Annotated in this window: 23 protein-coding genes and 1 other RNA gene; 7 read left to right on the top strand and 17 right to left on the bottom strand. The window is 45.0% G+C overall.

Going from position 1 to position 22,073, the window contains the following annotated elements; all coding sequences use genetic code 11:
* Positions 1–30: 30 nt before the first annotated feature.
* From DFP81_RS11290 to prfB, 4 genes are all read right to left on the bottom strand, one after another.
* Positions 31–996, bottom strand: coding sequence for a transposase (locus tag DFP81_RS11290; protein ID WP_115897896.1), 966 nt, complete (start codon positions 994–996; stop codon positions 31–33).
* A 248-nt stretch (positions 997–1,244) separates the two neighbouring features.
* The gene (hisC, locus tag DFP81_RS11285; protein ID WP_115897895.1) at positions 1,245–2,312 is read right to left on the bottom strand and encodes a histidinol-phosphate transaminase; all 1,068 of its coding nucleotides are present in this window, start codon (positions 2,310–2,312) and stop codon (positions 1,245–1,247) included.
* 140 nt (positions 2,313–2,452) lie between these two features.
* Positions 2,453–3,958: a lysine--tRNA ligase gene (gene lysS, locus DFP81_RS11280; RefSeq protein ID WP_115897894.1), complete on the bottom strand. Its 1,506-nt coding sequence runs from the start codon at positions 3,956–3,958 to the stop codon at positions 2,453–2,455.
* A gap of 37 nt (positions 3,959–3,995) precedes the next feature.
* Positions 3,996–5,091, bottom strand: a protein-coding gene (gene prfB / locus DFP81_RS11275) for a peptide chain release factor 2 (RefSeq protein WP_115897893.1) whose coding sequence is annotated in 2 segments (ribosomal slippage) — positions 3,996–5,018 and positions 5,020–5,091 — 1,095 coding nt in all. Because the reading frame shifts where the segments join, the coding sequence is not laid out codon by codon here.
* Between the two features lie 145 nt (positions 5,092–5,236).
* Between prfB and DFP81_RS11270 the strand changes: the two genes are divergently transcribed.
* The 3 genes from DFP81_RS11270 to DFP81_RS11260 all read left to right on the top strand — a co-directional run bounded on the left by DFP81_RS11270 (position 5,237) and on the right by DFP81_RS11260 (position 6,436).
* Positions 5,237–5,530, top strand: a complete 294-nt coding sequence (locus DFP81_RS11270) for a cell division protein ZapA (protein ID WP_115897892.1) — start codon at positions 5,237–5,239, stop codon at positions 5,528–5,530.
* Positions 5,531–5,665: 135 nt separating this feature from the next.
* Positions 5,666–5,843: non-coding RNA, 6S RNA (gene ssrS / locus DFP81_RS11265), on the top strand.
* Positions 5,844–5,848: 5 nt separating this feature from the next.
* Positions 5,849–6,436 (top strand): 5-formyltetrahydrofolate cyclo-ligase, encoded by a 588-nt coding sequence (locus tag DFP81_RS11260; protein WP_115897891.1) that lies wholly within the window; start codon positions 5,849–5,851, stop codon positions 6,434–6,436.
* Between the two features lie 86 nt (positions 6,437–6,522).
* On the opposite strand, the gene traF is transcribed toward DFP81_RS11260, so the two are convergent.
* From traF to astE, 7 genes are all read right to left on the bottom strand, one after another.
* Positions 6,523–7,827 (bottom strand): conjugal transfer protein TraF, encoded by a 1,305-nt coding sequence (gene traF, locus DFP81_RS11255; RefSeq protein WP_115897890.1) that lies wholly within the window; start codon positions 7,825–7,827, stop codon positions 6,523–6,525.
* Between the two features lie 217 nt (positions 7,828–8,044).
* Positions 8,045–8,821, bottom strand: coding sequence for a 3-deoxy-manno-octulosonate cytidylyltransferase (gene kdsB / locus DFP81_RS11250; protein ID WP_115897889.1), 777 nt, complete (start codon positions 8,819–8,821; stop codon positions 8,045–8,047).
* Positions 8,818–9,402, bottom strand: a complete 585-nt coding sequence (locus tag DFP81_RS11245; protein WP_115897888.1) for a KdsC family phosphatase — start codon at positions 9,400–9,402, stop codon at positions 8,818–8,820. Before DFP81_RS11245 ends, kdsB begins: the two co-directional genes overlap by 4 nt.
* Before the next feature lie 3 nt (positions 9,403–9,405).
* On the bottom strand, positions 9,406–10,263 hold the full coding sequence (gene kdsA / locus DFP81_RS11240; protein ID WP_115897887.1) for a 3-deoxy-8-phosphooctulonate synthase: 858 nt from the start codon (positions 10,261–10,263) through the stop codon (positions 9,406–9,408).
* Positions 10,264–10,332: 69 nt separating this feature from the next.
* Positions 10,333–11,343 (bottom strand): KpsF/GutQ family sugar-phosphate isomerase, encoded by a 1,011-nt coding sequence (locus tag DFP81_RS11235; protein ID WP_220342935.1) that lies wholly within the window; start codon positions 11,341–11,343, stop codon positions 10,333–10,335.
* A gap of 116 nt (positions 11,344–11,459) precedes the next feature.
* On the bottom strand, positions 11,460–12,557 hold the full coding sequence (gene znuA / locus DFP81_RS11230; RefSeq protein WP_115897886.1) for a zinc ABC transporter substrate-binding protein ZnuA: 1,098 nt from the start codon (positions 12,555–12,557) through the stop codon (positions 11,460–11,462).
* Positions 12,558–12,694: 137 nt separating this feature from the next.
* The gene (gene astE / locus DFP81_RS11225) at positions 12,695–13,717 is read right to left on the bottom strand and encodes a succinylglutamate desuccinylase (protein WP_115897885.1); all 1,023 of its coding nucleotides are present in this window, start codon (positions 13,715–13,717) and stop codon (positions 12,695–12,697) included.
* 288 nt (positions 13,718–14,005) lie between these two features.
* Between astE and DFP81_RS11220 the strand changes: the two genes are divergently transcribed.
* From DFP81_RS11220 to hemE, 3 genes are all read left to right on the top strand, one after another.
* Positions 14,006–14,539: an NUDIX hydrolase gene (locus DFP81_RS11220; RefSeq protein WP_115897884.1), complete on the top strand. Its 534-nt coding sequence runs from the start codon at positions 14,006–14,008 to the stop codon at positions 14,537–14,539.
* Positions 14,496–15,308, top strand: a complete 813-nt coding sequence (locus DFP81_RS11215; RefSeq protein ID WP_115897883.1) for a DUF2927 domain-containing protein — start codon at positions 14,496–14,498, stop codon at positions 15,306–15,308. The genes DFP81_RS11220 and DFP81_RS11215 overlap by 44 nt, the downstream gene beginning before the upstream one ends.
* Positions 15,309–15,456: 148 nt before the next feature.
* On the top strand, positions 15,457–16,560 hold the full coding sequence (hemE, locus tag DFP81_RS11210; protein WP_115897882.1) for a uroporphyrinogen decarboxylase: 1,104 nt from the start codon (positions 15,457–15,459) through the stop codon (positions 16,558–16,560).
* Positions 16,561–16,641: 81 nt separating this feature from the next.
* Here hemE and DFP81_RS11205 read toward each other — a convergent pair whose 3' ends face one another.
* On the bottom strand, positions 16,642–17,019 hold the full coding sequence (locus DFP81_RS11205) for a hypothetical protein (RefSeq protein WP_115897881.1): 378 nt from the start codon (positions 17,017–17,019) through the stop codon (positions 16,642–16,644).
* A gap of 128 nt (positions 17,020–17,147) precedes the next feature.
* Between DFP81_RS11205 and DFP81_RS11200 the strand changes: the two genes are divergently transcribed.
* Positions 17,148–17,486, top strand: a complete 339-nt coding sequence (locus DFP81_RS11200) for a P-II family nitrogen regulator (protein WP_115897880.1) — start codon at positions 17,148–17,150, stop codon at positions 17,484–17,486.
* Positions 17,487–17,622: 136 nt separating this feature from the next.
* Here the strand turns inward: DFP81_RS11200 and DFP81_RS11195 are convergent, their stop codons facing one another.
* From DFP81_RS11195 to DFP81_RS11175, 5 genes are all read right to left on the bottom strand, one after another.
* Positions 17,623–18,333, bottom strand: coding sequence for an ABC transporter permease (locus DFP81_RS11195; RefSeq protein ID WP_115897879.1), 711 nt, complete (start codon positions 18,331–18,333; stop codon positions 17,623–17,625).
* Between the two features lie 3 nt (positions 18,334–18,336).
* The gene (locus DFP81_RS11190) at positions 18,337–19,026 is read right to left on the bottom strand and encodes an ABC transporter permease (protein WP_115897878.1); all 690 of its coding nucleotides are present in this window, start codon (positions 19,024–19,026) and stop codon (positions 18,337–18,339) included.
* Between the two features lie 79 nt (positions 19,027–19,105).
* Positions 19,106–19,861, bottom strand: coding sequence for a transporter substrate-binding domain-containing protein (locus tag DFP81_RS11185; protein ID WP_115897877.1), 756 nt, complete (start codon positions 19,859–19,861; stop codon positions 19,106–19,108).
* 66 nt (positions 19,862–19,927) lie between these two features.
* Positions 19,928–20,695 carry an ABC transporter ATP-binding protein gene (locus DFP81_RS11180; protein WP_115897876.1) on the bottom strand — a complete coding sequence of 256 codons (768 nt, stop codon included), beginning with the start codon at positions 20,693–20,695 and terminating at the stop codon, positions 19,928–19,930.
* 135 nt (positions 20,696–20,830) lie between these two features.
* Positions 20,831–21,850: a GlxA family transcriptional regulator gene (locus DFP81_RS11175; protein WP_115897875.1), complete on the bottom strand. Its 1,020-nt coding sequence runs from the start codon at positions 21,848–21,850 to the stop codon at positions 20,831–20,833.
* Between the last annotated feature and the right edge of the window lie 223 nt (positions 21,851–22,073).

Genomic DNA, 22,073 nt, shown 5'->3' with positions numbered 1-22,073 from the left:
GATAAATGTCAGTCTAATTGACGACTTTACTTAAATGAGCAGCTGAGTACTTTTACGATGCCGCTTTCGTTGGTGGGATTCACAGTACTGATCAATAGATAACTCTTGGCCGACGACTCGACCTGTTCTCGCTTCAAATTCAGTGGCAATACACAGCCAGTTTTCAGAAGATATATTCAGTCGCTGTAAGATAGGGAGCAAAGAAGCATCAATCGAGCCTTTCTTACTTTCTCTTACGATGCGCCCTGTCAGGTCGACCAGCTCTAAATAATCCACGAGCGGAAAAGGCAGTCCGTTGGGCATGTCTTGCCTTGGATTACCGACAAAAGGATACAGAATTTTAGGTTGGCTGTTTTCTTTGAATGCTGCTACTCGCTTCTTAATGCTGGTGAAGTCGGAGCTTTCTGGAGTGTCACTGATACCCGACCTGACTGGATTTAAATCCACATAGGCCATACAAGCGATAAGCGCCGCTTCATCTAATAAAGCTTGGGACTTAAAACGTCCTTCCCAAAAATGCCCAGTGCATTCGTCTTCTAAATTGGCTCTACGGGCTATGGGCTCATTAAGCTCTTTCATAAACCAGCTTAAGTCCATTAAACGTTCACGATAGGTTTCTGCAGCGGCTTCCGCTAGCGCAATCACATACGCAGGCAGTGCGCCCCCAAGGAGGTATTGTTGAGTAAAAGTTGTGCCTTTATGGAGCTTATGCCAACGTTCCAACACCTCAACGACAGACCAATTTTTCACTCTCTCTGAATCAATCTGAAGCACCAGATGAAGATGATTACTCATCACTGCATAAGCACACACATCGATAGAAAAGATACTGGCAAGGAACAGCAAACGATGCTCCACCCAACTTCGTCGATGCTCATAACTGATTCCAGTGGATGAATCCTCACCGCATAAAAAAGCACGACGCACACATCGAGCCACACAATGATAATAGGGAGTATCGTCTAAGCATACTTGCTGACTTCTAGGCATTGGCATAATACCGTTCCTCTTCCTTGAGAAAACAAAGATTAAGTATAGAAGAGATACGGGGAATAAACCGAAAAGAGCTGGAAGTACCGTAGTTACTGGCTTTTAACTATGCCTGTCTTGGTTACTGTTTCTGGCTACAAGAGACTAGTAGGACAAAAGCGGTTTGAGCCTTGAATCGGCCGGGCGGTTGATGGAAGCCGTAAACAAAAAAACCGCTGAGGTCAGCGGTTTGTCTTTGTTCACAGCTCAAGCGCTTAGGAAAGCAGGGCTTTCAATGCTGTGGTTAAGGCGGCCATTTCAGCGTCTGTGCCTATGGTGATACGTAGATAGTTGCCGATGCGTGGTTTGTTGCTACCAAAGAAGCGCACTAGGATGCCTTGTTCTTTTAGCGCCTGGTAGATGGTTTCAGCATTTTTCTCTGGGTGTGTTGCGAAGACAAAATTCGTTGCTGATGGAATGATGCTGAATCCCAATGCTTCTAGGTCTTTCACGGACTGCTCGCGAGTGGCGATGGTTTTATCGCAGATTTCTTTTAGGTAGGTTTCGTCTGCTACCGCTGCGGTTGCGCCTGCCAAGGCAATACGGTCGATTGGGTAGGAGTTGAAGGAGTTCTTCAAGCGCTCTAGCCCTTCGATCAAGTCGGGGTGACCCAATGCATAGCCGACTCGAATTCCGGCCAAGGCACGGGATTTCGATAACGTCTGTACCACTAATAGGTTCGGGTATTGATTGACCAAAGCGGCAGCACTTTGTGCGCCAAAGTCGACGTAGGCTTCGTCCACCAGCACCACCACATCTGGGTTAGCATTTAAAATGGATTCAATGTCCGATAGCGGCAAGGCTTTACCTGTAGGCGCATTCGGGTTGGTTACAACAACACCGGATACATCTAGGTTCTCGTAATCCGTCGGTACAATATTGAAATCATCGTCTAATGGAATCAGTTTAGGTTCGATGCCGTATAAGCCGGCGTACACTTTATAGAAACTGTAGGTGATGTCGGCGAACGCCAATGGCTTGCCACCGGCAAAGTAGCCCATGAATGCCAAGGCCAATACTTCATCGGAACCATTACCCACAAACACTTGATCTGTGTTTAGTTGGTAGCTTTTAGCCAATGCTGTTTTTAGTGTCACACAGTTTGGATCAGGATAAAGACGTAAACGCTCACTTACTTGCTCTTGCATGGCTGCTAAGGCTTTAGGGGATGGGGCGTAAGGGCTTTCGTTGGTATTTAGCTTGATGTACTTTTTGTCTTGCGGTTGCTCACCTGGCACATAAGGGTCAAGAGAAGCTATTTTATCTGTCCAAAAACGACTCATGGAATGCTCCGTTACTTTTCTAAAAGGCTTGCTAAAGGGGTCTGACCCCTTTTTGCTTGTTGCTAGGTACCCATAAAATAAGGCCTCAATTGAGGCCTTATAGATAGATTACAAATTGTCAGTCACTGTCCGGCCTAGGATCAGTCCTGAGGCTTCATATGAGGGAACAACAATACATCACGGATAGACGGTGCATCGGTGAACAACATCACTAAACGGTCGATACCAATACCTTCACCAGCGGTTGGTGGTAGGCCGTATTCTAGGGCGTTGATGTAGTCTGCATCGTAATGCATGGCTTCATCATCACCCGCGTCTTTCTCTGCAACTTGACGCTTGAAGCGCTCAGCTTGGTCTTCAGGGTCGTTAAGCTCGGAGAAGCCATTGGCGATTTCACGGCCACCCACGAAGAATTCAAAACGGTCTGTGATGAAGTCATTGTCGTCGTTACGACGTGCAAGTGGCGATACTTCCGCTGGGTATTCTGTGATGAAAGTCGGCTGATCTAATTTGTGCTCAGCGGTTTCTTCAAAGATTTCTGTCCATAGCTTGCCAAGACCCCAAATCGGTTTCACATCGATTTTCAGAGATTTAGCCACTTCAGTCGCTTTTTCCAAAGTACTTAGGTCGTCTGCACTCAAACTTGGGTTGTAGTGCAAGATAGACTCAAGCATGGTCATACGAACAAACGGCGCGCCGAAGTCGTATTCAGACCCTTGGTAGGTCACTTTCGTGGTGTTCAACACTTTTTCGGCCACAGTGCGCAACATGTCTTCAGTTAGATCCATAAGATCTTTGTAGTCTGCGTACGCTTGGTAGAATTCGATCATGGTGAATTCTGGGTTATGGCGAGTCGAAGTACCTTCGTTACGGAAGTTACGGTTGATCTCGAAGACACGCTCAAAACCACCTACAACCAAACGCTTCAAGTAAAGCTCTGGAGCGATACGCAGGTACATACTCATGTCCATGGCATTGTGATGCGTTACAAAAGGTCGTGCCGTCGCGCCACCAGGGATGGTTTGTAGCATTGGCGTTTCTACTTCCATGAAACGACGGTCTTCTAGGAAGCGGCGAATCGTAGAAATGATTTTAGAACGCATTTGGAACGTATCACGAGACTCTTCGTTTACGATTAGGTCAACATAACGCTGACGGTAACGCATTTCCATGTCAGACAAACCATGGTGCTTATCAGGCAATGGACGAAGGGATTTAGTCAACAATTGCGCTTCGTGCATGTCGATGTACAAGTCGCCTTTACCAGACTTGTGTACTGGACCTGTGATCCCAATGATGTCGCCTAGGTCCCAAGTTTTTTGCTCAGCAAGCAACTCAGGGCTCAACACTTTACGGTTGATATAAGCTTGGATCTGACCAGACATGTCTTGTAGCAACATAAAAGCACCACGGTTACGCACGATACGGCCAGCGATACTAACAACGTGGTTTTTTTCTTCCAATGCTGGCTTTTCAATCTCGCCAAATTCTTCTTGCAGATCAGCGGCGTAAGCGTCACGACGGAATGCATTAGGAAACGCGTTACGCTGCTCACGGATCGCCGCTAATTTACCACGACGTTCTGCCACTAAACGGTTGTCTTCGGTTTGTGCTGTGGATTCTATGCTGTTTTCTTCGTTAGCCATGATTTGCTATCTACTCTTTAATATGGGTTCTGGCGCTTTACAGGCCTTGTTTTAAGCTTGCGACGATAAATTGGTCTAGATTGCCATCCAACACCGCGCCCGTGTTCGATGATTCCACACCGGTACGTAAGTCTTTAATACGTGACGCATCTAGAACGTAGGAGCGTATCTGGCTGCCCCAACCAATATCGGATTTACTGTCTTCCACCGCTTGCGCCGCTTCGGTACGTTTTAACATTTCAAACTCGTACAATTTGGCACGCAGTTGCTTCATCGCAAAGTCACGGTTAGCGTGCTGCGAGCGCTGGTTCTGACATTGCACCACTATGCCTGTTGGCACATGGGTAATACGTACCGCAGAATCTGTGGTGTTTACGTGCTGACCACCGGCACCGGATGAACGGTAGGTATCCGTACGCAGATCTGCTGGATTGATCTCAATGTCGACATTGTCGTCTACTTCAGGTGACACAAATACAGAAGCAAAAGAGGTATGGCGGCGGTTACCTGAGTCAAACGGCGATTTACGAACCAAGCGGTGTACACCGGTTTCGGTGCGTAACCAGCCAAAGGCGTATTCGCCCTCAAAGCGAATCGTTGCCGATTTAATACCTGCTACATCACCGGCAGACACTTCCATCAACTCGACTTTAAAGCCCTTGTCTTCACCCCAGCGTAAGTACATACGCAATAGGATATTGGCCCAATCTTGAGCTTCGGTACCACCAGAGCCAGATTGAATATCAAGGAAAGCGCTGCTTTCATCCATTTCCTTGGAAAACATACGACGAAACTCAAGCTTGGCCAACAGTTCTTCAAGATCTGCTAATTCCAGCTTCACCGCTTCTACGGAGTCTTCATCGTCTTCTTCTACGGCAAGCTCCAATAGCTCTTTGGCATCTTCCAAGCCGCTTTCCATGCTCTCTAGTGTATCGACGACGGCTTCTAAAGCTGAGCGTTCTTTACCTAGTTTTTGAGCATATTCTGGGTCATTCCAGACTTCAGGATCTTCAAGTTCTCGGTTTACCTCTTCTAAGCGTTCTTTCTTTGACTCATAGTCAAAGATACCCCCGAAGGGTTAAAGCGCGTTCAGACAGGTCTTTTATCTTAGAAAGTATCGGGTTGATTTCCATATTGGCGTCAATTTGCTATAAACAGTGTGGATAAAGTTAATCCGGAATTGTAACGAATTTACCCGCAGCATAAAATGCCATTCGCTACCTAATGATGGAAAAACAGACCATTTTTTTGTGGGCCTTGCTATCAACTGGAGTCTATATGGATAAGCCAACCGTTTCAGTCAACATACTGGGACAGACATTTAAGATAAATTGCCCTAAAGGGCACGAGGCGGATTTGAAAGAAGCTGCCGAATACCTCAACAAGCAAATGCGGGAAATCAAAGCCGGTGGCAAAATTATTGGCCTTGAGAAAATTGCCGTATTAGCGGCGTTGAATATTACTCACGATATGCTTTCTGGGCAAAAATACGCCCGTGCCAACGAGCAACAGCTGCGAGAACTGACCTCACAGCTGGATGCGGCATTAACGCATCAAACAAAAGCAGGTTAAACAATAACCTAAGCGGTTTATTCTTTAACCTGTTTTTTGTTAATCTAGGCTCGCAACACGAATTTTCTTCATACAACCCAGAAAACATCAGGGGAGTGAGGGTGATTTCTTAAAGAAGTTACTCTATACTGCGCTTGTTTCCTGGGTTGTACGAAGCGGCTTAACGCCCTTGAGCCTATGAGTAATACCCCGGAAGGAGACTGTGAGTTTGGTGTGCATGTCCGTGCGTCGGAAAGCCTAAAGAGCTTCAGATCCCTCCACCTTGAACCACTGGGTTCAAGGCCAATAGTCGAAACGGCAACTTGGGAAACTCTTTTTATGCCTTCTCCATCCAGTTCTAGAGAAATACTCAGACGTCAACTTCGTCAAGCAAGACGACACCTATCTGCTCACCAACAAAGTCTTGCCGCAGAACAATTACTCACCCAATTCATTGCAAGTCCATTAGCCTCTAAGCTGACTCAACAATCTCGCATTGCTCTTTACTTAAGTAATGATGGAGAAATTTCAGCAGACGCTCTTTGTCAGCACTTGTGGCAACAAAACATAGCGGTTTATCTTCCTATTCTCGATGATAAGGCACTTAAATTTGCCCGCTATACAGCAGACTCCAAATGGCTTGAAAATCGCTTTGGTATTAAAGAGCCTATTGCCGCAGAGATCATCGATGGACAGGAACTGGATGCGGCCTTTTTACCCCTCGTCGGCTTTGATACCGAAGGTGGACGCCTAGGCATGGGCGGCGGTTTTTATGATCGTACTTTCGAGAACAAACAAGCCAATCATCCCCCTATCCTAATTGGACTGGCCCATGATTGCCAAGAAGTGGCTAAACTGCCGATCGAAAGCTGGGATGTGCCACTGGATTCGATACTAACACCATCGACTTTTATCCAACTAGACTAATCACACTTGCCATTAGCCAAAAGCACACCAAGCCAATACGACCTCGTCATATTGGCTTCTCTACTTACTGACGCATTTCACCGCGATTAAAACGCCATATCATAGCCCACAGACAAAGCCATACTTCTTGGCAGCACACTGTCACCTTCAATTTTCTCTAAGCCGTAAGCAAGATCCACATTTAAGCGTCGAAAAAACGTTAAGCCAGCCGTCACATAACTGAGCTTACTGCCGGCAAAATTCTCTCGGTAACCTACTCTCACTCCCGGAGCTAATACCGAATCACTAAAGTAAGCAAGCGAGACAACACCCCACTGATAGTCATCACCGACAGGATCTTTAACCGCATTTACATCGTACGACGCCGCTAAAATCCACTGTCGGTTACGAGACGTAATCGCACCATCTACTGTCGTCTGGGCTTCCATTTTATAACGTTCAGACAAAGACAATTTACCGTCGCTTGCTAACTCATTGGCGGCGTCACAACTGGCTAAAGAAGAGCCTGATAATCCAGAACAATCCCCAAGATCATCAAATTCAAAAGTCGGCTGATTAATATTTGCCAGCGTCACTCCAAGCTGATACTGGTGACTCACCCAAATCGCCCCAAGGTCTATTCCTACACCAGAAGAGGCTTTTTTGTCATCACTTATAGAGTCGATAAAAACTTCTTCCGTATCATCGCTTTCATCACTCAACACAGCTAAAGATCGACCTAACGAGATCCGATGAAAATTGGCCTTAACCCCACCAATCAATTCACCAACTGGGGTTCTTGCCAGCATTTGGCTATAACCTAACCCCACTCGTACATCCGTTGCTGATGCAAGATAAAGAGAGCTGTTTGAATCGAGCTGATAATTTGAACCTGAGCCCGTGACACTAATGTCATCCGATAAAATATTCGCTTTACCGACAAAAGACGCACTGGCGTCCAACATAAATGCGCCCCGTGTTCGGGTTTTATAAATAATCGGCATAAATGGCACTTGCGTACTGCCAGACAATTTCACATAAGCACTTTCAGATAAATCATTAAGAATCGAGTTGGCATCGTCCAGCGCAGCGTTGGCTTCCGCTATTGAGGCATAATCCGTTTTCCCCAAGATGTCTTCAAGGTCGTCTACCCGATCAGTAAAGTCATCCACCTTACCCACTTCATAAGCCACTCCCACAGGCCCCAAAAACCCTGCACGCCAAGACTTTCCCGCCGACGTACTCGCCATCGCATAAGGTGCCGCAGGATTAGCCAACGAGGTCGATAAAGCTCGGGGGTTTACCACGCCTCCTAATGTGTAACTTGAACCAACTGGCAAATACACTGGCATTGCAGCCATGGTATAACCACTCAACAAACACAGCGCAGACAAAGTTAAAGGTATCTTCATAGTGTCACCAAGCCTTCCAATAAGAAAATGTGCAAAATCCCACCACACAAACCCATAATATAGAAGAAACAATGAACATCAACTGACGATTATTTGACAGTAATAGCGCTGAGCTTAATCCCCTCCTTCCGACTACGCTTCCTGTTGGCATAAAAAAGCCGCTTAATGTAATGCAACATTAAACGGCTTTAGCTAGATATCAAAGACGCTCTCGCTTCTATAATACTAGGCGGCGTAATGCCTCCAGATCCTCTTCTGTATCAACCCCATGAGGTGGTAAGCCATCAGCTTTAGCCACTTGAACCTTAATACCTTGATGCAAGAAGCGCAGCTGCTCTAGCTTTTCCCATTGCTCTAATGGCGACATCGGCAAGCTTGCGTACTTAGCTAACAAGCTAGCACGGTAAACATAAAGACCAATATGACGCAGTGCCGGAAAGTCCGTAGGCAACGGCTGATGCTCAGCTTGAGTCATAAAACCATTACGATCCCATGGCATAGGGGCACGACTAAAATACAGCGCTCGCTGTTTTCCATCACACACCACTTTAACCACATTCGGGTTAAATAGTTCGTCTGTGTTATCAATGCCACACGCTATGGTTGCCATCTCAGATTCCGTATCTTCAGCCAACGCTTTGACGGTGGCATGAATTAGCGCAACCGGTAACAAGGGTTCATCGCCTTGTACATTGACGATGATCTCATCCTGTTGCCAGCCCATGATAGACGCGACCTCTGCTAATCGCTCGGTGCCATTTTCATGGTCATCACGAGTCATCACCACAGATGCACCAAAGTCTTTGGCAGCGCTTTCTATTACCTGATGATCGGTCGCAATAGTGACCGATTTAGCCCCGGCGTTAAGTGCAAGCTCGTATACCCACTGTAAAACAGGCTTGCCACCTAGGTCCGCCATCAACTTTTGCGGAAAACGTTGCGAGGCATAGCGCGCAGGAATAACGATATGAAAATCAGGAAGGGATACACTCATTTTTTCTCAAACTCCGGTTTTTGAGCCAACGCATAAGCGTCTTCTAATGTCATACGTGAGGCTAAAATCACATCAGCAACTTCCCGTGCAACGCCCTGTCCTGCAGCTTGATTCAAGACAAAATGGCAGTGGCGCTGTACTAAAATATGAGCGTCGCTCGGGCAAAAAGACACCCCTACTTTGGGCATCACTTGCAAATCGATAACATCGTCCCCTACATAGGCGCTGTGTAAAGGGTTTACTGCCAGTTTATCCACCAGCTCATCAAACGCCGCCGCTTTATCATGGCACCCTGGGTAAAAGTGTTTAACGCCTAAGTCTTCCATACGACGACGCAATGGCGCAGAGTCTTTAGCGGTAATTACCGCCACGGTTACGCCCCATTTGGGCAGCAGCTTCATCGCTACCCCATCCTTGACGTTAAAGCGCTTCACTTCTTCACCACTGGCAGAATAAAGTAAGCCGCTATCGGTTAATACACCATCTACATCAAACACCACCAGCTGCAGTTCAGCCAGCTTGCTTTTAAGCGCGTCGGCAGCCATTAGCGAGGGATAAGAGGCGAGAAAATCCACATCCATGAACTAGGCGCTCGTGTCTAATGTTTCGAAGGTTTTCACCAGCTCATCAAGCTGCTTCATCTGTTTCAAAAATGGCGCCAGCTTGCCCAAAGGTAAAGCACAAGGGCCATCGCATTTTGCATTATTTGGATCTGGGTGAGTTTCTAAGAATAAGCTAGACAAGCCCAAAGACATACCTGCACGGGCTAACTCAGTCACTTGCGCTCGACGACCGTCTGCCGAATCAGCACGCCCGCCAGGACGTTGTAAAGAGTGCGTCACATCAAACATCACTGGGTATTCAAATTTCTTCATTTCGCCGAAGCCCAGCATGTCTACCACTAGGTTGTTGTAACCCATCATGGTGCCACGCTCACACAACATTAGGTTGCTGTTGCCGGCTTCTTCGCACTTGGTCAAAATGTGTTTCATTTCATGGGGCGCTAAGAATTGCGCTTTTTTGATGTTAATCACAGCACCGGTTTGTGCCATGGCCACTACAAGGTCCGTTTGACGAGAAAGGAACGCTGGCAGCTGGATCACATCCGCTACTTCGGCAACAGGCGCACACTGGTATTCTTCGTGAACATCAGTAATGACAGGCACACCGAACGTGTCTTTAATTTCTTGTAGAATTTTCAGACCTTCTTCCATGCCAGGTCCACGGAATGAATTAATAGAAGAACGGTTGGCTTTATCAAAAGAGCCTTTGAACACATAAGGAATATCTAATTCTTGCGTTACTTTCACGTGTTCTTCTGCCACCTTCATCGCTAGGTCGCGAGATTCCAAGACATTGACGCCACTAAAAAGCACGAAAGGAAGGTGGTTAGCGACCTCAATATGATCGCCAATTTTAATAATTTTGTTACCGTGAGACATTCGTCACTCCAGTTAAATATGTAGATTATTCACGCCTGGATTTTGAGGCGCACTAACTAAGCCATTCGCTTATCGATCGTAAATTTCTAAAATACCGGCTAATTTATCGTCGTCATTGGTCACCACCAACAAGGTAATTTTATCACGTAGCATTTGCTCTTCAGCCTCCACTATCATGACATTCTCATTAATGGTTTTTGGATTTGGCGTCATCAATTCCGACATTGTCTTATCTATCATGCCAACGCTGTCTTTGAGCATAGCGCGTCGTAAATCACCATCGGTAAAAATACCCTGTAATTGATCTTGCTCTTGAATCAAGACCACCCCCATACGCCCTTGAGTCATCACAGTGATGGCTTCTTTTAATGAGGTATCAGGCGTACAAACAGGCAAGTTTTTACTGTGCATTAGGTCTTTAACGCGGGTAAGTAATTTGCGCCCTAAACTACCACCAGGATGGAAGCGCGCAAAGTCTTGCGGTTGAAAATGTCGACACTCCATCAAGGCTACCGCCAATGCATCGCCCATAGCAGTGGTCATGGTAGTCGATGTGGTTGGCGCTAAATTATTCGGACAAACTTCCCGATCAATGGAAATATCCAAAGCACAGTCACAGTGCTTCGCCAATGAGGAGTTCATGTTACCAACGATAGCGATACTTGGGTTGCCAAAGCTTTTCAGTGACGGTAATAAGCGCATCAGCTCTTCAGTTTCGCCTGAATAGCTAATTAAGATAAGAATATCTTGAGGCTGAATCATACCTAGATCGCCGTGAAAGGCTTCGCCAGGATGAAGAAAAAAACTCGGTGTGCCAGTGGAAGCAAGCGTCGCGGCAATTTTTTTGCCGATTAATCCAGATTTCCCCATGCCACAAATAATCGTTCGGCCTTCGCTCGACAGAATCATACGAACGGCTTTTGGAAACTCAGCCGTCACTTGATTGGCTAAGCTGGCGAGTGCTTTTGCTTGTATAGATAAAGTATTACGGGCACTCTCAATCATTGCGTCAACAGCAACATTGTTTGTATCTAAAGGGGCATCAAGAGAAGATAAATTAGTGGTAGACGAATCGTTCATAAGACATCCCTGGATAATTTAGTTGAATGATTATACAGAGGACATAGCAAGTCGCCTACTACGGAGCGAATTTTCCTACTCACTCCGCAGCGGCGATATATCAAACAATGAATTATCTAGCGTAAACAGCTCATAAATTGGCCACCAATTTCAGACAAGAAAGCCAAATAGGCGCCGCGATTCATTGCAATGTCTGTTCCTAATGGGTCCAAAGGCACTGAATTCACATCCGTACCATCAAGCAAGGTTCTCACAATTGCTGGGCTAAACTGTGGTTCGCTGAAGACACATTGCACTTTGTTATGGTTAATCATTTCGCGAATCTCGGCGATCTTCTTCGCACCCGGCTTACGTTCTGGGCTAACAGTCACCTCGCCAACATGATCCAAACCATAGTGATCCTCAAAATAACCATAACCATCGTGGAAAACGATATAAGGGACGTCTTTTACTGTCGCTAGTGACGCTTTCAATTCAGCATCTTTTAGCGCCAATCCTTTTTCGAAATCGGCCAAGTTAGCTTGGTAGCTTGCTGCATTTTCAGGGTCTATCTTTGATAAACGCTTGGCAACCGCTTCTGCTAATACTTTGGCGTTCTCTGGATACAGCCAAACATGTGGGTTCACCCCTTCGTGGTGATGCCCTTCATGGCCGGAAGCCTGTTCGTTATGATCTGCATGGTCATCGTGATGTTCGTCATGATCTGCATGGTCATCGTGATGTTCGTCATGATCTGCATGGTCATCGTGGTGTTCGTCATGATCTGCATGGTCATCGTGATGTTCGTCATGATCTGCATGCTCATCGTGATGTTCGTCATGATCTGCATGGTCATCGTGATGTTCGTCATGATCTGCATGGTCATCGTGATGACCTTCATCAAAATTTTGCAGCGTCATGCCTGTTAACGCGAGCCATTCAATTGCCGAGTCTTCTTTACCTGCATTCTCTAGTGGTTTTTCTAAAAAGCGCTCGAGCGATTCACCAACCCAAACAACCGTGTCAGCTTGACTAATTTTAGCAAGATCCGAAGGACGCAAAGCAAAATCATGAGGTGAAGCCGTACTAGAAACTATTTGCTCAATCTTAGCGTGATCGCCTGCAACGGCGGCTACTACCATAGATACAGGCTTAATACTGGTAACAATGATTGGCTTAGCCAACAAAACAGGCGACAAAACAGACGTACCTAGGGCAACTAACAACTTATTCATTATCGTTAAACCACTCTCTCAATAAATGTTATAACGTAACAATATAAAATTACCCTCTAAATTTCAAGCTCATATTCTCTAACTTAGGAAAAAACTCTGGCTAACCAGCCAGCCCATTAAGGGCTGACAGACCAGCTTTATCTAAGCGCTAAATCCGCTAATCTCATTGGCCGAACGACCAGCCCTGCACGCTGCCCTATCGGTACATTAGCGTTCGGAAAAATGATCGCATCTCCGCTGGCTTTGATAAGGTATTGACTCTGTGAAGAGTGCGCTAACTCGTAGCCCTTCTCAAATCCTGTAAAGTTTTTTACATCCTCAGAAATTGTTAACTGATAATCTTCGTGGTCTTTTACTAAGGCATCCTGCACCGCAAAAAATTTAAGCTTAGAATCTATTGCGTCCCGCTCCAATTTTGGAAAGCTGGCATCACTAATCAGGGTTATTAAGGTCTGTCTAATCGCCTCAAATCGAGACAAATCATTTTCCCCAAAAGGGTAAACCTTACCCAGTTCTACAGTAAAAGCATGAGCGCCATGTTCAGCGGATGAATAATAAGAAAAGGTTGTGGTGGGCTGCTGTGATAACAACACAGCATCAATGCCTGAAGCGGCTAACAAGCCCAGTTGCTGTAAATCATAGGGGGCATCTCCAATAAACGGATGCACGACAAATTTTTCGTACTCTGAGCCTCGAATCGCCGTGTGCAGGTCGTAATGTAAACGTACCGAACCGGTTGCGCTGCCGGCAAAGAAACGCGTCACGGCTTGCTCTAAAGATTGTGCTCTAGGTACTTCTAAACCTTCATAATGACGCCATGCTCCGCTAAATAAGCGATTCAAGTTTACGTCACAAAAGCGCTCTGCCCGATTTGCTGCAATTGGATTCCCAATAATCACCAAAAGGCGCACGGTTAATGCAAAACGGCCTTCTAAAATGGCTTTGAGTAGCTGATTGACTAACTCAATAGGGCCCGTTTCATTGCCATGAATTCCCACTGACAGCACTAGATTAATGTCTGTTGCTTGCTGTGGTTCTAATCTTAGTATCCCAGTCTCTTCTACAAAGCCTTGACCACCATTAAATTCCAGTTGAAAAGGGGCGAGCGTTTCTGGGTTATTTAATGTCAGTGCGAGAAAGTCATTATTTGGGATCATCATAGTTTCCATTACAGCAAATTATAAAAATAACAGCGGTCCGCTTCGTCGATCTAGGCGAGATTCTTTAACGCCCCATCTAGACGAGAATTAACAGAACAGTGGGCGTTAACATGATACCTGCTTTTTATACTCCCTGGCTTTTCTCAGCCACTGATTGCACGATATACAAAAGTTCAGGTCGCCTTTGAGACAACCGAACTAATAGCAACTCTTTTCTTTCAAGATAAATGCCGATACCCTTTACATAAATCGCTTACCTATAGCCCCTTTAAACCTTTTGAGAATTTTATGCCCGCCGAAGAAATCATCATCCTAGTGGACAAAGACAACACAGTTATTGGTGAAACGCCTCGCCGTTTGATGGACTTCGGTAAAGATTACCATCGTGTAACCTACATTCTAGTCTTCAACAATAAGGGCAACCTAATCGTCCAAAAGCGCACCGATAATAAAGCCTTCTGCCCAGGTTACTATGGCATCTCAACTGGCGGAGTGGTGGACAGTGGTGAGTCCTATCTGGACTCCGCTCATCGTGAACTTCAAGAAGAGCTAGGGATCGACTTAACACTTACCTCGCAAGGCGTTTTTTTCACGCAAGGTGAAGGCTTTAAAATTTGGGGAAAAATTTATACCTGCTGCTATGATGAAGAAATAGATGGACCATTGACTTTGCAAGCAAAAGAAGTGGCATCGATCCATGAAATGAGCATAAATTACATATTAGAAAACACCGACAACTTGCTTTTTACTCCTGATTCTTTGGACGCATTACGCCATTATGCTAATAAACTTACTGCGCCACAGCCAAGCGACCCTATTTAGCCTTATTCTTTTGCTGCTTGTGCTTTTTAGTCGCCAAGCCATTGCTCTAGAACGTTGGCAGACAGATGCTTATATCGAACAAAGCTTTATCAAAATTGCTTTAAAGCGCGAATACAGAGAAATCAAACACCCTAAACTGATTCGCTGGGAGAACCCCATAAAAGTGTATTTTGAAAGCGATTATGGGGATGCAGATTTACAGCATGAGCTATTAGATGTGCAGATAAAACACCTAGCTTACATTACTGATCACCCTATTTTTTTTACTCCTAAAGCAAAAGATGCCGGCATCTTAGTCATTTTTACCGCCTACCAAAAACTTGAAGATAAAGTACGCCGTTATATTGGCAATCCAGATAAAATTCGTAAAGCCATCAATGAAGCCGTTTGCCTTGGTAATTTCCGCCTCAATAAGCGCTCAGAAATCACGCGAGCTGTGATTATTATTCCGGTGGATTACGCTAGAGAAAAAGCCCGTCTATTGGACTGCGTAGTCGAGGAGATAACTCAAACACTCGGTCTACCAAACGACTCCAATGATGTATTTCCTTCTATCTTTAATGACGTCAGTGTTGATACCTACCTCAGCCCACTTGACTACATCCTACTAAAAGCATTGTATTCGCCACACCTTAAACCAGGTATGAGTGTCTCTCAAACCAAAGCCGCCTTCCCTAAAGTACTGAGTGACTTGCACGCCTCTGGAGAAATTGAACAGGCACTACAGCGGGTTCAAGTACACAGCTTGAGGCGCTATGTGGGCGACTAAAAATCACTGAAGCCATTAAAAAGAATGAGATAAATCAATGTCTTTGTCATTTTCAAGGCAAGTTGTCATAAATTGTATTTATTGGATCTACTTTTACTAAACAAGTTAGGTAAACTGTACCCAACAAAGAACTAATCGGAGAGTCTGAATGTTTCCTGAGCTCAAAAATGATCGCTTCTTGCGCGCCCTACTCAAGCAGCCTGTTGATACAACACCAGTATGGATGATGCGCCAAGCTGGCCGCTATCTACCTGAGTACCGTGCGAGCCGTGCCACTGCTGGTGACTTTTTGAGTCTGTGCAAAAATGACGCCTTTGCCTGTGAGGTCACACTACAACCTTTAGAGCGTTATGAGCTGGATGCGGCCATTCTCTTTTCAGATATCTTAACCATTCCAGATGCAATGGGCTTGGGTCTGTACTTTGAGACGGGGGAAGGCCCAAAATTCAAGCACACAGTTCGCTCCAAAGCTGATGTGGATGCCCTCCCCATTGCCACAGCTAACGACCTAGATTACGTGATGAAAGCAGTCACGACGATTCGTCACGCCCTGAATGGACGCGTTCCCTTAATTGGCTTCTCTGGCAGTCCATGGACATTGGCTACCTACATGGTTGAAGGCGGCTCAAGTAAAGACTTTCGCCATATTAAAGCCATGATGTATCAAACACCTGAAGTGCTTCATGCACTGCTGGATAAACTGGCAAAGTCGGTTATCGACTACCTTAACGGCCAAATAAAAGCAGGGGCCCAAGCAGTACAAATTTTTGATACTTGGGGCGGTGTTTTGAGTGGCCCTATGTATCAGCAGTTCTCTTTAATGTACATGAAACAAATCATGGATGGTCTAATTCGTACCCATGAAGGCCAAAAAGTCCCCGTCATCATGTTCACCAAAAATGGCGGCCAATGGCTAGAAAACATGGCTGCAACAGGACCTGACGCCCTAGGATTGGACTGGACAACAGACATGGCTGAAGCTCGAGCTCGAGTGGGCGATAAAGTCGCACTGCAAGGAAACCTTGACCCTTGTGTCTTGTATGCAGACAAAGCGGTGATCGAACGCGAAGTAGAAAACACCTTAGCAGGGTTTGGCCATGGCACAGGACATGTGTTCAACCTAGGCCACGGCATCCATCAATTCGTCAATCCAGAGCAGCCTAAATACCTGATCGATGCGGTGCATGAATTGGGCGCCAAATACCATGAACAAAGCTATGATGACCTCGACACTTTGAATGGTCTAGATTAACGCCAATTGATAATTGCGAAAAAGCCACCGACTCAGGTGGCTTTTAGAGCACGGCTAACCAAACTTAAATCGCAAGCCAGTTCACAACAAGCCCGCTTTCAGTTCTTGTAAGCGCCGCAGACACACCTCTCCCACACGCTGCTTTTGTGCTCGCCATACCCCATTTGCAACCGGTGCGACGCATTGGAAGTCATCGTTGACGAAACAACAAACGTGATCCAGTCCTTTTTTATCAAGCCATGACAAACGCCCCAATGCCTGATTATGACCCAAGGCAATCACAACAAAACGCAGCTGCACTGCTATGTCGCCATCCCAAACAGAAAAGCTGACCAAGTTCTGTGGTGTTGATAACTGGCGAAAATGCAAGCCAGCAGCTCGCCAAAGCCCTTTCTTCAATCCTTTCATAAAACGGTCTATGTTGGCTTCAAAGACCAAAAAGCAGTCGCTGTCTTGCATAGCACACCTCGAAACATCCCTCTTCAGAGTAACAAATATAGACCATAACCTATTCCTGAGTAGCGAGTTTCACAAGAGAGTGTTATTTTTACGGAAACAATGCATATTTATTTGTATGGAGAAAAACAATGAAGTTAATCACCGCCATTATCAAACCTTTTAAACTGGATGAAGTCCGCGAGGCACTGTCTGAGATAGGTATTAGTGGCATCACAGTCACGGAAGTTAAAGGTTTTGGCCGCCAGCGTGGCCACACCGAACTGTATCGAGGCGCCGAATATGTTGTCGATTTCTTGCCAAAAGTAAAATTGGAGCTTGCTGTAGACACTGATCAAGTAGATAGAGCTATTGAAGCAATCCAGCACAGTGCCAACTCAGGCAAGATTGGTGACGGTAAGATTTTTGTTACTGAAATCGAGCAGATCATCCGCATTCGTACCGGTGAAACGGGCGCTGATGCCATTTAACCACTGAGTTAAATTGGCAGGGGCATTATAAGCAGCGAACACACTTACTCCCCTGTTTCCCCATCAAAAACACAAAAAAGAGGCCTAGGCCTCTTTTTTATTTTGCTATGACATAACCCAATGCGAAGTTCTAACCCTACCCCTTATCTGGGACCTTAATTGAAACAGACCCCAAATAACGGTTCTGATGCTTTTCAACCTGACGGAAGATAGCAATAATCACCATACTGATTAGCAAATAAATTGCACCGGCCGCCAGAAAAATCTCAATCGGCGTATAAGTTCTCGCAATGATAGTTCGCGCCATTCCAGTAAGATCTAAAATCGTAATGGTACTGGCTAAGGCACTGCCTTTGAGCATCAAAATAATTTCATTTCCGTAAGCTGGCAGTACGATACCAAATGCCCGTGGCAATAATACTCGACGATACATTTGTGTTTTTGACATGCCGACTACTTTACAGGCTTCCACTTCACCTGGTGGAATTGCCTGGATAGCACCACGAAAGATCTCAGCGGTATAAGCTGAGGTATTCAAGGTGAAAGCAATAATCGCACACCAAAATGGCTCACGCAGAATCGGCCACAAGACACTCTCCCGCACAACATCAAATTGTGAAGCACCATAGTAAACCAAGAAAATCTGCACCAGCAGAGGTGTACCACGAAAAAAGAAGATGTAAGCAAAAGGCAGCGAGCGAATCCAAAGCACTGGCGATATCCGCGCAAGTGCAATTGGCAAAGCAAACAAACCACCCAATACAATTGATAAGAGAACCAATTGTATGCTAACCCAGGTCCCTTCTAATAAACGAGGGAAGTATTCTACAACTACTGAAAAATCCATCGTTTACCCTCTTGTTAAGCCACGACGAGCGCGCTTTTCTAGATAAGAAACCACCCCCATAGAGACAATGGTTAAAACCAAATACATAATCGCTGCCACAAGATAAAACAAGAATGCTTCTTTTGTGCTACTCACAGCGATATTTGCTTTGCGCATAATATCTTCTAAACCCACCACAGAAACCAATGCGGTGTCTTTTAGCAGCACCAAAAATAAGTTGCCTAAACCGGGTAAAGCGATACGCCAAACCTGTGGCAAAATAATTCGATAGAATTTGTGAAATGTGCCCATTCCTAACGCCACAGCGGATTCATGCTGCCCCTTAGGAATAGATTGCAATGCACCTCGAAATACTTCAGTTGCGTACGCACCAAAAGTCAATCCCAACGCTGTCACACCTGCTGCAAACGCACCAATTTCAATGTATTCATCATACCCGAATAGACCCGCAATCGACATTAAGACGGTGGTCGCTCCAAAATAAATAATCAATACCGTCAATAATTCAGGAAGACCCCGAATTAAGGTGGTATAGATATTCGCAATCCATTGCAGGGGTTTTATTGACGATAACTTAGCGGCGGCGCCCAATAAACCGAGCACAAGACCAACAACTAAAGAGGCAAGAGCAAGCTCTACGGTGACCAATGCGCCTTGTAACAGCTGATGACCGAATCCATGAAGATCAATCATATTTTTTTCTCAGAATTAAACAGGAAACAACCCCTTTAGCTCAGTAATTGAGCTAAAGGGTATGTCGATTTTCTATCGATTAATAGATAGAAAATGGGAAGTATTTAGCGTTAATTTTCTGATAAGTGCCGTTCGCTAAAATTGCTTTTAGCGCTTCGTTTAGCTTATCTTTCAACTTATCGCCTTTGCGAACCGCAATACCGATATTATCATTCTTCATAAAGGCATCACCTTTAAACTCAAACTTATCGCCGTTACCAGATGTTTTTAACCAGTTATAAGTCGGCAATTCATCAGACAATACAACATCAAGACGACCAGACACTAAGTCCAAGTAAACATTGTCTTGGTTATCGTAAAATTTAAGCTTGGCTTTGCCAGAGTAGTTATCTTCTAGGTATTGTGCACCTAAGGTAGCACGCTGTGCACCAATGGTTTTACCATCTAGATTTTTCAGATCAACTGTCTCACCAGTACGACCTAAGAAACGCAATCCACCTGAGTAGTATTTGTTAGTGAAATCTACTACTTTCTCACGCTCTGGAGTAATAGACATAGACGCAATAATCGCATCGAATTTACGCACTTTTAGGCCTGGAATAAGACCATCCCAATCTTGGGTCACAATCTCACAATCCGCTTTCATTTGTGCACATAACGCGTGCGCAATATCCACATCAAAACCTTGTGGCGTACCAGTAGAATCGATGTAGTTAAACGGAGCCCAAGCTCCTTCTGTTGCGAAACGAATTTTATCAGCCGCGTGCGCGGAGGCACCGGTCAGTGCAGCACCAACAAAAAGGGCAGAGCCCATAATAATAGTTTTTAATTTCATGAAAAATTCCTTAGTGAACCGTTATTTTTTTACTTTATTTAAATCCAACATCGCCTGCACAATGCGCTAAAACACACTAGATAAGAATGCTTTACAACGCTCAGACTCTGGAGATCCAAACACTTTACTTGGAGCGCCTTGTTCTTCAACCACTCCCTGATGAAGAAACACCACATCACTGGATACTTCACGAGCAAAATTCATCTCGTGGGTAACAATCAGCATAGTTCTGCCTTCATCAGCCAAATTACGCATTACACCTAATACTTCACCCACTAACTCAGGGTCAAGCGCTGAAGTAGGTTCATCAAATAATATGACTTGTGGATCCATCGCTAGCGTTCTCGCAATAGCAACACGCTGCTGCTGTCCGCCAGACAATTGGTTCGGGTACATATGTTTCTTATCTGCTATCCCTACTTTATCAAGAAGATGTTCAGCGTAAGCCATCACTTCATGTTTAGGGCGCTTAAGAACATGAGCAGGACCTTCCATCACATTTTGTAAGATAGTCATGTGAGGCCATAAATTAAAGCTTTGAAAAACAAAGCCAATCTGCTGACGCATTTTTGTCAGCTGCTTCATGTTGCCGGAAACCAAATCACTACCACTAGGCACCAAGTTTAAAGACTCACCATTAAAAATGATTTCGCCCTTAGTGGGATTTTCTAGCATATTGATACAACGTAAAAATGTGCTTTTTCCTGAGCCACTTGATCCAAGAATTGAAATAACATCCCCGTCATAGGCTTTTAAGGAGATTCCCTTAAGCACCTCCACATTCCCAAACGTTTTATGAATGTCTATTAGCTCTAGAGCCGGGACTTTCGACATGTTTATTACCTTTTTATATTTCGTTTTTATCTTCGAGTACGAAAATAGCACCTGAGAAAGCACACCCTACCGCTATCAGAGCAGGGAAAAGCAATGTGCTCATAGATCAAAATAGCTCGTAACCTGTATTTTAAATTATTTTTTCCATAATTGTCTTTTTTTCCTGTCCGTATGATCAGGTTGATCCACTTTAATTTGCAGATTTTTTCGTTCTGCCCTTGGCGATAGTCCAAAAAAGCCCTTATAAGTCGTACTAAAGTGAGGGGCCGTAGTGAAACCACACTCTAAACCTACCTCAGTAATCGACTTATCTGTTTGTAACAGCATCTGCTTTGCATGCTGTAGGCGTAACTCTAAGTAATAGCGCGAAGGTACTGAGCTCAAATTCTGCTTAAACAAGCGCTCTAGATGTCGGCGAGACACCCCAACGTGGTAAGCAATATCATCAGATGATAGAGGCTCACGAATATTCGCCTCCATTAGTTGCACTGCCTCGACCAATTTCGGTTGTCCGGTGCCGATGCGCGCTTGCAAAGGTATCCTTTGCGGATCATCGTGGGTACGAATGCGCTCACAGACAAATTGTTCTGAAATAGTGCTAGCAAGCGTCATGCCATGCTGCTTACCAATCAAAAACAACATCATGTCCATCGCCGCAGTACCGCCACTACAGGTGAACCTATCCCTATCTACTTCAAATAAGTGACTCGACACTATGGTATCGGGAAACTCATCGCGCAAATTCGCTATATTCCACCAATGAATGGTCGCTCGATAGCCATTTAACAGCCCTGCTTTGGCTAATAAATAGCTTCCTGTGCATAAACCACCTAGGTGAACCTGCTTTTGAGCCTGCTTTTTTAGCCAATTTTCTAAAGTCTGACTTTCGTTTTGTGTCACTGGGGAGGCCCCACAGACAAAGATGGCGTCTAAATCCTTCGGAGCATCGACTGTAGTGTAGTCGGTATGGGTTGTAACCCCTGTATTTGAGGCAATCTCACTCACACCATGCCCTATGGTGCAAAAACGATATAACTCTTTTCCTGTCACCCAGTTCGCCATATGCAAGGTTTCGATGGCTGATGAAAATCCGAGCATTGAATAGTGTGGGAGAAGCAAAAATCCGTATTTTTGAGGTTTTTTACTCGCCTGCATGATTTCTCTCGATGCAAATTCACTCTTGTACAAATTATTATCCTGCGATCAATGAGTAAAAAAGAAGTTTATTTCGTTTAAAATGGATAACAAAGGGTTTTCCTGTTTGAATCAAGCTCTTTTTCGGAAAAACCTTTAAATAAGAGAACTAAATGTCGCAATTGCGTAATTTCAAGCCTATCAAAGGAGGCAAGTTTTCATAATAATCGTTTGGCAGTCCTGA

Origin of the sequence: Marinomonas pollencensis, from assembly GCF_003387375.1 — a bacterium.
Lineage (GTDB): Bacteria > Pseudomonadota > Gammaproteobacteria > Pseudomonadales > Marinomonadaceae > Marinomonas > Marinomonas pollencensis.
Note: the sequence above shows the minus strand (reverse complement) of the source record. Positions and strands in the feature narration are given on the sequence as shown.

Bases quoted from the DNA above. Each gene is read 5' to 3' on its own strand.
- DFP81_RS11260 (WP_115897891.1), top strand. From the start codon at position 5,849: ATGCCTTCTCCATCCAGTTCTAGAGAAATACTCAGACGTCAACTTCGT.
- DFP81_RS11235 (WP_220342935.1), bottom strand. From the start codon at position 11,343: ATGAACGATTCGTCTACCACTAATTTATCTTCTCTTGATGCCCCTTTA.
- znuA (WP_115897886.1), bottom strand. From the start codon at position 12,557: ATGAATAAGTTGTTAGTTGCCCTAGGTACGTCTGTTTTGTCGCCTGTT.
- hemE (WP_115897882.1), top strand. From the start codon at position 15,457: ATGTTTCCTGAGCTCAAAAATGATCGCTTCTTGCGCGCCCTACTCAAG.
- kdsA (WP_115897887.1), bottom strand. From the start codon at position 10,263: ATGTCTCACGGTAACAAAATTATTAAAATTGGCGATCATATTGAGGTC.
- DFP81_RS11215 (WP_115897883.1), top strand. From the start codon at position 14,496: ATGCTAATAAACTTACTGCGCCACAGCCAAGCGACCCTATTTAGCCTT.
- DFP81_RS11200 (WP_115897880.1), top strand. From the start codon at position 17,148: ATGAAGTTAATCACCGCCATTATCAAACCTTTTAAACTGGATGAAGTC.
- DFP81_RS11180 (WP_115897876.1), bottom strand. From the start codon at position 20,695: ATGTCGAAAGTCCCGGCTCTAGAGCTAATAGACATTCATAAAACGTTT.
- kdsB (WP_115897889.1), bottom strand. From the start codon at position 8,821: ATGAGTGTATCCCTTCCTGATTTTCATATCGTTATTCCTGCGCGCTAT.
- DFP81_RS11270 (WP_115897892.1), top strand. From the start codon at position 5,237: ATGGATAAGCCAACCGTTTCAGTCAACATACTGGGACAGACATTTAAG.
- DFP81_RS11205 (WP_115897881.1), bottom strand. From the start codon at position 17,019: ATGCAAGACAGCGACTGCTTTTTGGTCTTTGAAGCCAACATAGACCGT.
- lysS (WP_115897894.1), bottom strand. From the start codon at position 3,958: ATGGCTAACGAAGAAAACAGCATAGAATCCACAGCACAAACCGAAGAC.
- hisC (WP_115897895.1), bottom strand. From the start codon at position 2,312: ATGAGTCGTTTTTGGACAGATAAAATAGCTTCTCTTGACCCTTATGTG.
- DFP81_RS11220 (WP_115897884.1), top strand. From the start codon at position 14,006: ATGCCCGCCGAAGAAATCATCATCCTAGTGGACAAAGACAACACAGTT.
- DFP81_RS11175 (WP_115897875.1), bottom strand. From the start codon at position 21,850: ATGCAGGCGAGTAAAAAACCTCAAAAATACGGATTTTTGCTTCTCCCA.
- traF (WP_115897890.1), bottom strand. From the start codon at position 7,827: ATGAAGATACCTTTAACTTTGTCTGCGCTGTGTTTGTTGAGTGGTTAT.
- DFP81_RS11190 (WP_115897878.1), bottom strand. From the start codon at position 19,026: ATGATTGATCTTCATGGATTCGGTCATCAGCTGTTACAAGGCGCATTG.
- DFP81_RS11195 (WP_115897879.1), bottom strand. From the start codon at position 18,333: ATGGATTTTTCAGTAGTTGTAGAATACTTCCCTCGTTTATTAGAAGGG.
- DFP81_RS11290 (WP_115897896.1), bottom strand. From the start codon at position 996: ATGCCAATGCCTAGAAGTCAGCAAGTATGCTTAGACGATACTCCCTAT.
- DFP81_RS11185 (WP_115897877.1), bottom strand. From the start codon at position 19,861: ATGAAATTAAAAACTATTATTATGGGCTCTGCCCTTTTTGTTGGTGCT.
- DFP81_RS11245 (WP_115897888.1), bottom strand. From the start codon at position 9,402: ATGGATGTGGATTTTCTCGCCTCTTATCCCTCGCTAATGGCTGCCGAC.
- astE (WP_115897885.1), bottom strand. From the start codon at position 13,717: ATGATGATCCCAAATAATGACTTTCTCGCACTGACATTAAATAACCCA.